The sequence below is a fragment of the Halalkalibacillus sediminis genome (genome assembly GCF_002844535.1).
In the GTDB taxonomy this organism is placed as follows: Bacteria; Bacillota; Bacilli; order Bacillales; family Alkalibacillaceae; genus Halalkalibacillus_A; species Halalkalibacillus_A sediminis.
In genome coordinates, this window is sequence record NZ_PJNH01000003.1 from 232,084 (window position 1) to 244,530 (window position 12,447).

Genomic DNA, 12,447 nt, shown 5'->3' on the forward strand with positions numbered 1-12,447 from the left:
AGGCTAGACAAAAATGAATCGGACGTAGTTTACACATCCGATTTCTATATACTTTCAAAAGTATTCGATTGAGTTTTTTTGAAAAATAGTTACGGATAAATCGATAAAAGTTACGGATAAACACCTATTAATTTCCAATAACAGTAGAAATACAGTCGATTTTACCATTAAATGGTTAATTAGTTACGGATAAAACTTTTTGAGAAAAACTTGGCTTATCGCCAACTCCTAATGGCGAAAGCCTTTGTTTTTCACACACTTTAATCCTTTAACAAATTTAAACATTCTTAAAGTATAAAAAAGCCGCTGACACGAGCCCCTCGTATCAACAGCCTCCTTACCAAAAATTACTTCTTTCGGACATCGAACGTCTCGCGCTTTGAAGTCGTTGTGTATTCAGAACGACCAAGGTACAAAGGAATCTTCAACGCCTCATCATCCGGTAAACCGTTTTCCATGAACTTGGTTTCATCGCGATAAAACTTTGTAATGTCCCCCACGAACCAATCATGGTCCCCGTATGAATTTACATCAATCACTTTACACTCATAAGCCACGTAAGCATCCTTCAAAATAGGAGCGTCGATCGTCATTCCTTTTTCATATTCCATGTTTCCTAACAAGAATTTATTCGTGTCTTTTCCCGTATATACACCTGTTTGTTGAATAAACTCAGCATGCTCGTATGGCAAAAAGTGAATGCCGAATTCTCCAGATTGTTTAATCAACTCATATGTATGCCTTTCCCTTCCGATGGCAACACCATAAATCGGAGGTTCAAACGATATGTAGGAATGCCAACCAGCAGCCATTACATTATTTTCTCCATTATAATTGGCAGTTACGATCGCCACCATCCCCGGGTAACTATGCATTACAGTACGATCCGTAGGTTTTCTCAAGAAAATTCCTCCTAATGAAACAAAGTCTATTCGCCAAGTATATCAAATTCTCCATACAGAATAGATTTATTTGCCTCGTAGATATGATATATTGTTGCTAAGGATAAGGAGTGAGTGACATGTTCGATTCAACTGAAAAATTTGCGAAACAAATGGACGAAAAGGATCCAATGAAAGGTTTCAAAAAAGAATTTTACATAAAAGAAAATCAGATATATTTGGATGGAAACTCTCTCGGCTTAATGAGCAAGAATGCCGAGAAGACTCTTCAGGAAGTAATGGATTCATGGAAAGATTACGGAATCGACGGATGGACTCAAGGCAAACACCCTTGGTTCTACCTATCAGAAAACCTTGGTGAAAAAGTAGCTCCTCTTGTCGGGGCAAAATCAGAAGAAGTGGTTGTTACAGGTTCCACCACGACTAACCTCCATCAATTAGTGACTACTTTCTATAAGCCTGAAGGAAAGCGTACGAAGATTTTAGCAGATGAACTGAATTTCCCTTCAGATATCTATGCTTTACAAAGCCAACTTCAATTGCACGGATATGATCATGAAGAACATTTAGTACGGGTGAAGAGTCGTGATGGAAGGACTCTTGATGAAGATGATCTTATTCAAGCGATGAATGATGAAATCGCACTGATCGTCTTACCTACCGTACTATATAGAAGTGGACAATTACTGAATATTGAAAAGCTGACCAAAGCAGCTCACGAAAGGAATATCCCGATCGGTTTCGATGGCTGTCATTCCGTAGGAGCTATCCCTCATGACTTCCATAACCAAGGGGTCGATTTCGCTTACTGGTGCCATTACAAATATGTGAACAGTGGGCCTGGGGGAGTTGCAGGATTATTTGTACATGAAAAACATTTTGGAAAAACTCCTGGTCTATCAGGGTGGTTCGGATCAGATAAATCCAAGCAATTCGATATGGAGCATACATTTTCCCCAGCTTATGAGGCAGGTGCTTATCAAATCGGGACACCTCACGTGTTCAGTGTGGCCCCTCTTATCGGGTCGCTCCAACTATTTGAACAAGCGGGCATTGAAACGATTCGAGAGAAATCGCTTCAAGCCACTCAATACTTGATGGATCTCCTCAATGAGCTATTGAGCGACCATGGATTTACAATCGGCAATCCAGTTGAGGACGAACGCAGAGGTGGTCATGTCAGTTTAGAACATCCTGAAGCAGCTAGTATCTGTAAAGCCCTAAAAGCTCACGATATCATACCAGACTTCAGATCTCCCAACGTCATAAGGCTCGCTCCAGTTGCTTTTTATGTAACTTATCAGGACATTCATCAAACGGTTATGACGTTGAAAAAAATTATGGATGAAGAATTGTATAAAAACTATAAAAATGAACGCGATGTCATCGCGTAGTTAAAGGAGTTGGCAAGGATGATCATTGATATTTCCAGAAAACTCAATTCGAAGACACCAACTTGGCCGGGAGATACGTCTTTTTCTTATCAACTGACCTGGTCTAAAGAGGAAACTGGGTCAGTTAACGTAGGGCAGATCACGTCCAGTTGTCACACAGCTACGCATGTGGATTCCCCTTTCCACTTCAACTCTAGTGGACTAACCATTGACCAACTGCCCCTTGAGCTATTTGTCGGTAATGCTTTAGTGGTCGATGTCTCATTTAAAGATGTTGTTCGCGTAGAAGATTTTGAAATGGTAGATTTATCAGGAGTACGACGGGTTATTTTGAAAACCAACGCATGGGTGGACCCGGAGCATTTTCCTGAATCGATACCAACGCTAGACCCTGAGTTGGGTCAATTGTTTCGTGAAAAAGGAGTAGAATTATTAGGGGTGGATTTACCTAGTGTCGATCCCCTCGATAGTAAAACATTAGATACGCACCACTCTTTTGAAGAAAATGGCGTGCATATTTTAGAAGGATTGCAACTCGCTCATGTCGAACCAGGTGAATATCGTTTGACCGCCCTTCCCCTCGCCATTGACGGGGCTGATGGAAGCCCAGTGAGAGCAATCTTAGAAACGTTAGAATAAATAATAAGTGAAGCCTATTCAATAAGAAAAATCCGAGCTAGATCCAATTCTATTCGTAGAATCAGGAATCATAGTTCGGATTTTCCTCTTTTAATGTCTGTATGCGAATTGACTGTGGCTAGGTATTAAAGCTGCGTTCTGACATTCCATAGTTCCGGGAAAAAGTAGTGATCGAGCACTTTTTTGAGATAGCCGACACCAGATGAGCCACCTGTCCCCTGTTTATGTCCAATGATTCTCTCAACTGTTTTCATGTGACGGAAACGCCACTGTTGGAACGCATCCTCGATATCAACAAGCTTTTCTGCCAGCTGATAAAGATCCCAATACTTCTCTGTATCTTTGTAAACCTCAATCCAGGCTTGCTCCACACTTTCGTTTGGCTCGTAGGTTTTACTAACGTCCCTTTCAAGTACCTCTTTGTCTATCGAAAAGCCTTCTTTTGCTAAACTCTTTATTGCCACATCATATAACCCTGGTGACTGATGAGCTTGCTTTAATTCCTCTAAAAGCTCAGGGTCCTTCTGATAGATTTTAAGCACATGGTCTGTTTTGTAGCCAAGAGCGAATTCAATCATTCGATATTGGTAAGACTGAAAACCTGAAGCTTGTCCCAGATGATCCCGAAATCCTAAATATTCACTAGGCGTCATTGTTGCCAGGACGTCCCAAGCACGGATGATTTGATTTTGAATTTCCGATACACGAGCTAACATTTTGAACGCAGGCTGATAATCTTTCTTCTCAATCGCCTGAATTGCCGCGCGGAGTTCATGTAGAGTCAATTTCATCCATAATTCACTTACCTGGTGTATAATAATAAATAACATTTCATCATGATGATCTGATAAGGGATGTTGACCCTCAAGGATCGCATCTAAATCCAGATAGTCTCCATAAGTCATACGTTCTTTAAAATCTGTATGTATACCAGACTCTTTTCTATCAGTCATTAATTGCACCACCTTTTAAATTCTCTGTCTACTCTTTACTATTTTATCATATTCTAACGCTTCATTTTCACCATGTGATAAGATGAGGGTGAACAGTTTTTGGAGGAATACATATGGACGATAAAATCAGCAAATGGATAAAAGAAATCAATAAAAAGGGAATCGTATTTGACACGGAGCAATCTGAAATTGCACGATTAGAATCCCTACATAATTTGGACTTACAATTTGATAAGCAAGACCCCTACTTTGATGATATTACCGAATTAGCACGAGACATGTTTGATGTAGAGATGTCTCTAATTACTTTTGTGGGTACAGACCGACAGCATTTCAAGTCATGTATTGGCTTTCCAGAAGACCTAGACCAAACTGGAACGAGTAGAGATATTTCCTTTTGCCAACATTTGATTGTGGAAGACGGTCCGATGGTAATAGAAAATGCTCATGAGGATGATCGCTTCAAAAACAACCCACTTGTAACAGAAGGTTATATTAGTTTTTACGCTGGTGTTCCGCTCCGTGTAAATGATGGACCTGTTTTGGGAACATTATGTGTATTGGACCCTGAGCCAAGGACTTTTTCCGACAAAGAGATGAAGCAACTTAAAAAGTTATCAAACTGGGTCATCACGGAGTTATCGATCAAGCGCAAGTTTAATGATTTATATAAAAAACAAGAAGAACTGAATCAAGTAATAGAAAAAAATAGATATCTAGCTGCAGGTGTGGACCACTCTTCCTCTTCGATTGTGATTACTGACCCTAAGGAAACTGGAAACCCTATCATTTATGTAAACGATGCCTTTACGGAACTTACAGAATTCACAAAGGAAGAAGCACTCGGAGAAAACTGCAAATTCTTACAAGGTACAAAAACAGACCCCGATAGTGTGGAAAGCATTCGTAATGCGATTAAAAATCAAGAACCAATTCAAATCGAAATCTTGAATTATAAAAAAAGCGGAGAAACCTTCTGGAATGAATTAATAATCAACCCAATCTTTGATGATAATGGCGATCCTATCTATTTCATAGGGGTACAAAAAGATATCACAAAACGAAAAGCAGTCGAACAACACTTATTGAATGAAGTGTTTGAACAAGACAACCTCTTCAACGCTTTACCTGAACTTGTTTTGATGCTGGACATAGAAGGCAACGTCAAGAAATCGAATCATCAACTCTATGAGTTCACAGATTATAATGAATTTGAATTAATGAACCGGCCGTTCTCTGATTTTTTACAGACAAAGGATTTACATGGACACTTGAAAGAGGCGTCCGATAACGATTTCCATAAGTTCGAGAGCTCTTTGATTACTAAAAACAAGCAATATCTCTCGTTTGAGTGGAGCTTAGTCTTAGTCAAAGATAGCAGAGGAAAACCAACAGGAATTGTTGCTATAGGTAAAGATTTGAGTATGCAACTACAACTGCAAAAAGATGTAGAGTATGCTGGAAAGCTACAAAGAGAAATGCTTCAACCTGGATTCAGTACTGATCGATTCAATTTGGAATTTCTACACCGCGCAAGTAATTTTGTGAGTGGTGATAGCTACGGTTATGAATATAATGCAGAGAAGAACTCTTTATTCATCTATCTGATCGATGTCATGGGCCATGGTGTAGCAACTGCATTACAAACAAGTTCAATCAAGCTATTATTCAACCAAATTTCTAGAAGGAATATATCAGTAAAAGAAAAATTAAGACTCGTAAACGAAGCATCCATTCCGATCTTCCCGAAATCTTATTTCGCGACCGCATTTTGTGCTGATATAGACTTGAATACAGGAGAAGTGGATTACGTCGCTGCTGGCATCAATCATTTCGCAACAAAAATGAATGGTGAAATGCAAATGAAAAAAGCTCCTGGACCTTTAATCGGCCTAACAAAGGAAGCATCGTTCCAAGAATATAAATTAACCCTTGAAAAAGGTGACGCATTATTCTTGATGACGGATGGAATCACCGATGAAATTCAAATCAGGGGTGAACAACTTCCTAATGATTTCAGCCAAGCACGTGATTATCTGCAAAGAGTTTCAGAAACACAATATCGTGATGATGATGCCACAGCGGTTTGTTTCCAGTTTATTTAAGATAAGAAACAAACCGTTTGAATGTCTTCAAAGTCTATTGGTAAACTAAGAATAAATACAAATGACAGAATAAAGGTTGTGGTCACTCATGCGTATAGTTGATAATATTGCTGAATTAATCGGAGATACTCCACTTGTGAAATTGAACAAATTAAGTCCTTCTGATGGAGGAGACATTTATTTAAAACTTGAAATGTTCAACCCAAGCGGGAGCGTAAAAGACCGCGCAGCTTATAATATGATGGCGGAGGCCGAGAAATCGGGCCAGCTAAAAGAAGGTTCTACGATCATTGAACCTACTAGTGGAAACACAGGAATAGGAATTGCGATGAACGCCGCCGCTAAAGGTTATAAAGCCATTCTTGTCATGCCGGACACGATGACGAAAGAAAGAATTAACCTTTTAAAAGCATACGGTGCAGAAGTAGTTCTTACGCCAGGCGATCAGAAAATGCCTGGAGCTATCGATAAAGCCAAACAGTTGGTAAAAGAAATCCCAGATAGCTTTATGCCAATGCAATTCGAAAACCACGCAAATGCTGATGCCCATCGCCATACTACAGCTAGTGAAATAGTCGAAGCTATGAAGCACCTAGGAAAACCTTTATCAGCTTTTGTAGCGACTGCCGGAACAGGCGGTACTATAACTGGTACAGGTGAAGAATTAAAGAAGGCGTACCCGGACATGAGCGTTCATGTGGTCGAACCAGCTGGCTCCCCTGTTCTTTCTGGAGGAAAACCTGGAAAACATAAACTAGTCGGAACAAGCCCAGGTTTCATACCAGAAATCTTGAATCAAGAAGTATATGATGAAATATTTAAGGTTGAAGACGATCATGCTTACGATATTACAAGACGACTAGCTCGTGAAGAAGGAATTCTAGTAGGTACCTCCGCTGGTGCTTCAACATACGCAGCAATCGAAGTCGCCAAAAGAAAGAAACCAGGTGAAGTCATCGTTGCTATTGCACCAGATACAGGCGAACGTTATCTTTCAGGAGATCTATTCGATTTCTAAATGTTTAATCCACTCCCGCTTTGAATAAAGTGGGAGTTTTCTTATGTAGTTTTATTCACCAATAAAATTTTTTGAAAAACCCTTGACTTGAGAATGGTTATCAGTAAGAATATAAATTGACAGTGATAATCATTATCAATAAAAAAGAGAAAAGGGGTTACATATCATGTCAAAAAGAAAACTAAGTTTAATCGCGTTTATATTACTACTGTCCTCATTGCTTTTAGTAGCATGCGGGAATAACGATAGCTCGGAAGATGAAAGTGACGATACAGAAGGTTCAGAATCTACTGGAGAAGAAAATAATGACTCAGAAGACTCAGAATCTACTGCAGAAGAAAGTGGCGAGGTGAACTTATATACGAGTCGTCACTATGATATAGATGATGAGATCTATGCTGCCTTTACTGAAGAAACAGGAATTGAAGTGAACATTATCAACGGTAGTGCTGATGAATTAATCGAGAGAATGAAACGTGAAGGTGAAGCGACTGAAGCTGATTTGTTCTTCACTGCTGACGCTGGACGCTTACATCGTGCCAAGGAGCAAGATTTGCTACAGCCAATCGAAAGTGAAACACTCAGTGCAAATATTCCTCAGAAATTGAGAGACCAAGACAACGAGTGGTTCGGTTTGACCAAACGTGCGAGAGTCATCGTTTATCATAAAGACCGCGTTGATGAAAGCGAACTCTCAACCTATGAAGCTCTAGCTGAACCAGAGTGGGAAGACCGTGTATTGATCCGTTCTTCTGAAAATATTTATAATCAGTCATTGCTAGCTTCCATGATCGAAATGAATGGTAGAGATGAAGCAAAAGCTTGGGCTGAAGGAATTGTAGAAAATATGGGACGCACACCTCAAGGAGGCGACCGTGACCAAGCAAAAGGCGTCGTTGCTGGTGAAGGTGATGTCGCAATCATGAACACTTACTATTTAGGTGGAATGCTGAACTCTGCTGATGAGGAGGAAGTAAAAGTAGCCGAGCAATTGGGCATTTTCTTTCCTAACCAAGATTCTACAGGTACACACGTCAATGTCAGTGGTGTAGGTGTAGCTAAGCATTCTAAAAATAAGGAAAATGCAGTTCAATTGATCGAATATCTATCTTCTAAGGATGCTCAGCATGAATTTGCAAGCGCAAACTACGAGTACCCTGTCAACGAAGATGTAGCTCCTGCTGATGTACTGAAAGATTGGGGCGATTTCACTGAACAAGATATCAATTTATCCATCCTTGGCGAAAATAACGCAGAAGCCGTACGTATTTTCAATGAAGTAGATTGGAAATAAAATTTGAACAATCACCAACTATTATATAATGATGTAGTTATATCCTCGATGTCATGATAGTATAGACAAGGATATGAAACGAAAGTTGCCGAATGAGAATATCAATTCGGCTTCTTTCCTTTTATTGAACTTGAATCATTTAGAGAGATAAAGGGCGTGGCACGAAGTGAATGGTTTAACTAAAATTAAGACATCCTTGAATATGTGGACCATTTTAAGTATCTTTTTCGTGCTATTAGTACTGTTACCTAATTTATCCATTATTGTACAATTATTCAGTGAACCGAATGAGAACTGGGTACACATTCGTGAATATATGCTTCAAGAATATATAACGAACTCACTGTTGTTAGCAGTAACTGTAGGTTTCCTGACAATGTTCATAGGAACTAGTTTAGCTTGGTTGGTTTCAGCTTATGATTTCCCTATGCGTCGATTTTTTCAATGGGGATTAATTTTACCACTTGCCATCCCCCCTTATATTGGTGCATATACTTATCATGGGATCCTGAATTATACGGGTGTCATTCAAACGACCTTACGAAACCAGTGGGATATAACAGTCAACCAGCAGTATTTCAACATAATGAATATGCCAGGTGCCATTTTCATATTTACATTGTTTCTTTTCCCATATGTTTTTACGATTACAAAAGCCTATCTATCAAGACAATCTACCTCATTGATTGAAAACGCTCGGATTCTAGGTAGCCCAGCTTGGAAAATATATTTCCGAATTGTTCTACCTGTGTGTCGGGCTTCCATCGTAGCAGGTGTCAGCCTTGTCGTACTTGAAGTGCTGAATGACTATGGTGTTGTAAAGTATTATGGAATCCAAACATTCACTACTGCGATCTTCAGTACCTGGTTCGGCATGGGAGACCTACAATCAGCGATCAAGCTAGCTGGCACATTGATGGCAATCGTAATTGTATTACTCATGTTCGAGCGTGTCGCACGTGGTAGAAAGCAGTTTAGTTTCACCACGACTAAGGTCAAACCATTGCAACCAACCCCGTTAGAAGGCAAGAAAAAATGGTTGGCTTTTGGCTATAGTATGGTTATTTTTTCATTGGCTTTCATCATTCCCGTCGTTCAATTGATTTATTGGGGAATATTAGCCTACGACCGCTTCTTCCAGTATGAGTTCATTCATCTCATATGGAATTCATTACTCGTAGCCTTTTCTGCCTCTGTTCTGATAGTGATCATGGCGATCGTAATCAGTAACTTTTCAAGACTACATCAAGGAATGCTGTCTAAATTGTTTCCTAAAATGACGATTTTGGGTTATTCTATACCTGGTGCAGTCATTGCTGTCGGTGTTGTGACCTTATTCACATCAATCGATAAGCAACTATTCGGTTTCTACGAATGGATCGGATTAGAGCCGACTCTTATTTTAAGTACGAGTCTATTCATGCTTATATTCGCTTATGTTGTCCGATATATAGCTGTTGCCTATAATTCTATCGAGGCCGGTTTTGACCGGGTAGGAAAAAACTTTACAGAAGCATCACGAATGCTCGGTATGAGCATTACTAAATCATTTATCAAAGTTGATATGAAACTGATCCGGGGAGCAATCTTCGGAGGGTTCATCTTAGCTTTTATCGATATTATGAAAGAATTACCTTTGACGTTGATTCTAAGACCATTTAATTTCGATACATTAGCAACAAAAGCTTTTCAATACGCAACAGATGAGATGATTTTTCAAGCAGCTATTCCATCTTTGATTATCATTGGATTGAGTGCTAGTGCGATCTATGTTTTTCATCATATTCTGGAAAGGGAGTAATACAACATGTTTGTTCACATTCATGATTTACAGTATAAGTATCCGAATTCGAACAAGATGACCATCAAGGATTTCAACTTATCCATTCAAGAAGGTGAAATCATCTCTATTCTTGGTGAATCGGGAAGTGGTAAAAGTACTGTGCTACGGTTGATTGCGGGACTAGAAATGCCTTCAAAAGGTAGTATTATGGTCGGCGATAGCTGTATGTGTAATCAATCCACTTTCACCCAACCAGAAAATCGTGGTGTCGGCATGGTATTTCAAGACTACGCCCTCTTCCCTCACATGACAGTTGAAGAAAATATAAAGTTCGGTCTCCAAAAATGGAACCGAAAAGAAAAGAAAATGCGTATAGCTGAGGTATTGGAATTAGTTCAATTAGAGGAATACCGTAAAAGGTACCCATATGAATTAAGTGGAGGTCAGCAGCAGCGTGTCGCTTTAGCAAGAGCTTTGGCTCCCAAACCGAAATTGCTCCTTTTCGATGAGCCATTTAGTAATTTAGATGCAGACTTACAGATTCGTATACGTGAGGAGTTACGTCGTATACTGAAATCTACTGGGATGACTTCAATCTTCGTTACACACGACCAAGAAGATTCCCAAGCATTAGCTGATCGAATTGTCGTATTGCGTGACGGGGAGATCAACCAAACCGGTACCCCTGAAGAAATATTCGGCACGGATTGTAATTTCTCAGATCGTTTAGCTGTGAAACCTAGAGTACTCTCTAGAGTATAAACCTTCAAACTCAGCCTACCTTTTAAAAAGGTGGGCTTTTTCTTTGCTCAGGTAAAAGGAGTGTTTGGCCTCTTCCCTTCTCCCATTAAAAGTGCAAGACACTCGACAAAAAGATTCAAATCTGATATTATTTAGACTGACGAAATAAACGGCTAACGAAATAAAAGTGAATTTTACCCTATTTATAAACTTAGGCATTTTATTGCAATTTCCTAGTTGATAGGTTCAATTCTCTTAACATTTCTGTAGGTATTTTATTAACTAGAAAGAAGGGTACGTTTTGACACAAGATCAAGAAAGGCTTGCAAAACGGAACTTGGCGATCATGTGGTTCGCCAATTTTTTTATTGCTGGAAGTATGACGATGGTCATGCCGTTTTTATCTTTATATATAGAATCGTTCGGAAATTTCTCAGATGATTATGTGAAAACATGGTCCGGGTGGGTGTTCGGGATCACCTTCGTTACAGCCTTCATCTTTTCACCAATCTGGGGGCGTTTCGGTGACAAATTCGGTCGTAAACCGATTCTGATCATTGCCGCTTTTGGCTTAGGAACAAGTGTATTTTTAATGGGGGCTGTCGACTCAGTTCTTCAGTTATTCATACTGAGATTTGTCATGGGAGTTTTCACCGGGTTTATCCCCATCTCTCAAGCGTTGGTTGCTACCCAAACTCCTAAAAACATTTCCGGCCGCGTTCAAGGAACGTTGCAGACAGGAACCGTGACAGGTACTTTGATGGGACCTTTACTTGGTGGCTTACTAGCGGACTCGATCGGTTTCGCTCAAGCTTTCCAATTTACGTCGATCACCATATTCTTAGCAGGTATTTTCGTCTTAGTGGGTGTAAAAGAATATCGCTTAAGTGATGGTGAAGACGATACAAAAGAATACTCAAGAAAGGAAGTTCTACAGCACATCGTACAAAAGCCTTTCTTGATCATGGTCATCGTTATTTCTATGTTCATCCAGATCGCCCATTTCGCTGTTCAACCAATTTTAGCGTTATACGTAGGTGAACTGAACGGGCCAGAGAATATAGCGTTGATATCAGGTATCGCCTTTTCCATTACAGGCTTAGGTAACTTGTTGATGACAAGAAGATGGGGTCGTATTGCGGATAGAGTCGGATATGATAAAATCCTCATTTCATTACTGATTATGGCTGCAATCGTTTATCTACCAGGTGCATTCGTCAATGAAGTGTGGCAATTAGTAATCGTAAGGTTCTTATTAGGGGTCACACTCGGCGGGATCATCCCTGTTCGCATGGCTTACATTCGTAATTCAGCCCCAATATCCATTCAAGGTGAAATTATGGGGTACAGCACAAGTTTACGTTTCTTAGGAAATGTAATCGGACCTGTCCTTGGTGGTGTTGTCGCTGGTTACTTCAGCATTTCAGGAGTGTTCATCATGACAAGCGGATTGTTATTGCTATGTGGAATTGCATTGTTTGTTACTAAATGGAAAGAAACACATGCATCACAATCAGTGAGCTCTGAATCTAAAGAAGCAAAACACTCTACCCTATAACCTACAACATTTGTCAGATTCCTCCTATCACGATACAATATAGGGTGGAAAACTAAAGAA

Annotated in this window: 10 protein-coding genes; 8 read left to right on the plus strand and 2 right to left on the minus strand. The window is 39.7% G+C overall.

Features of this window, described 5'->3' with window-relative positions; genetic code table 11:
• Positions 1–347: 347 nt before the first annotated feature.
• Positions 348–902 (minus strand): flavin reductase family protein, encoded by a 555-nt coding sequence (locus CEY16_RS10860; protein WP_101332060.1) that lies wholly within the window; start codon positions 900–902, stop codon positions 348–350.
• Positions 903–1,021: 119 nt separating this feature from the next.
• On the opposite strand from CEY16_RS10860, the gene kynU reads away from it, so the two are divergent.
• Together kynU and kynB are read left to right on the plus strand one after the other, a co-directional pair.
• Positions 1,022–2,296, plus strand: a complete 1,275-nt coding sequence (gene kynU / locus CEY16_RS10865; RefSeq protein WP_101332061.1) for a kynureninase — start codon at positions 1,022–1,024, stop codon at positions 2,294–2,296.
• 18 nt (positions 2,297–2,314) lie between these two features.
• Entirely contained in the window at positions 2,315–2,935 is a 621-nt protein-coding gene (gene kynB, locus CEY16_RS10870) for an arylformamidase (protein WP_101332062.1), read from the plus strand.
• A gap of 125 nt (positions 2,936–3,060) precedes the next feature.
• Here the strand turns inward: kynB and kynA are convergent, their stop codons facing one another.
• Positions 3,061–3,888 carry a tryptophan 2,3-dioxygenase gene (gene kynA / locus CEY16_RS10875; RefSeq protein WP_101332063.1) on the minus strand — a complete coding sequence of 276 codons (828 nt, stop codon included), beginning with the start codon at positions 3,886–3,888 and terminating at the stop codon, positions 3,061–3,063.
• Positions 3,889–4,001: 113 nt separating this feature from the next.
• Between kynA and CEY16_RS10880 the strand changes: the two genes are divergently transcribed.
• From CEY16_RS10880 to CEY16_RS10905, 6 genes are all read left to right on the plus strand, one after another.
• The gene (locus CEY16_RS10880; protein ID WP_101332064.1) at positions 4,002–5,993 is read left to right on the plus strand and encodes a PAS domain-containing protein; all 1,992 of its coding nucleotides are present in this window, start codon (positions 4,002–4,004) and stop codon (positions 5,991–5,993) included.
• Between the two features lie 88 nt (positions 5,994–6,081).
• The gene (gene cysK / locus CEY16_RS10885; protein WP_101332065.1) at positions 6,082–7,011 is read left to right on the plus strand and encodes a cysteine synthase A; all 930 of its coding nucleotides are present in this window, start codon (positions 6,082–6,084) and stop codon (positions 7,009–7,011) included.
• Between the two features lie 166 nt (positions 7,012–7,177).
• A complete protein-coding gene (locus tag CEY16_RS10890; protein ID WP_101332066.1) occupies positions 7,178–8,305 on the plus strand; it encodes a Fe(3+) ABC transporter substrate-binding protein in 1,128 nt (375 codons plus the stop codon).
• Positions 8,306–8,507: 202 nt separating this feature from the next.
• The gene (locus tag CEY16_RS10895; protein WP_101332365.1) at positions 8,508–10,106 is read left to right on the plus strand and encodes an ABC transporter permease; all 1,599 of its coding nucleotides are present in this window, start codon (positions 8,508–8,510) and stop codon (positions 10,104–10,106) included.
• Positions 10,107–10,112: 6 nt separating this feature from the next.
• The gene (locus CEY16_RS10900) at positions 10,113–10,850 is read left to right on the plus strand and encodes an ABC transporter ATP-binding protein (RefSeq protein WP_101332067.1); all 738 of its coding nucleotides are present in this window, start codon (positions 10,113–10,115) and stop codon (positions 10,848–10,850) included.
• A 325-nt stretch (positions 10,851–11,175) separates the two neighbouring features.
• Positions 11,176–12,387, plus strand: a complete 1,212-nt coding sequence (locus CEY16_RS10905) for an MFS transporter (RefSeq protein WP_101332366.1) — start codon at positions 11,176–11,178, stop codon at positions 12,385–12,387.
• Positions 12,388–12,447 lie beyond the last annotated feature (60 nt).

Coding starts and splice junctions, on each gene's coding strand:
- kynA (WP_101332063.1), bottom strand. CDS start 3,888: ATGACTGATAGAAAAGAGTCTGGTATACATACAGATTTTAAAGAACGT.
- CEY16_RS10895 (WP_101332365.1), top strand. CDS start 8,508: ATGTGGACCATTTTAAGTATCTTTTTCGTGCTATTAGTACTGTTACCT.
- CEY16_RS10905 (WP_101332366.1), top strand. CDS start 11,176: ATGTGGTTCGCCAATTTTTTTATTGCTGGAAGTATGACGATGGTCATG.
- CEY16_RS10900 (WP_101332067.1), top strand. CDS start 10,113: ATGTTTGTTCACATTCATGATTTACAGTATAAGTATCCGAATTCGAAC.
- kynB (WP_101332062.1), top strand. CDS start 2,315: ATGATCATTGATATTTCCAGAAAACTCAATTCGAAGACACCAACTTGG.
- CEY16_RS10890 (WP_101332066.1), top strand. CDS start 7,178: ATGTCAAAAAGAAAACTAAGTTTAATCGCGTTTATATTACTACTGTCC.
- cysK (WP_101332065.1), top strand. CDS start 6,082: ATGCGTATAGTTGATAATATTGCTGAATTAATCGGAGATACTCCACTT.
- kynU (WP_101332061.1), top strand. CDS start 1,022: ATGTTCGATTCAACTGAAAAATTTGCGAAACAAATGGACGAAAAGGAT.
- CEY16_RS10880 (WP_101332064.1), top strand. CDS start 4,002: ATGGACGATAAAATCAGCAAATGGATAAAAGAAATCAATAAAAAGGGA.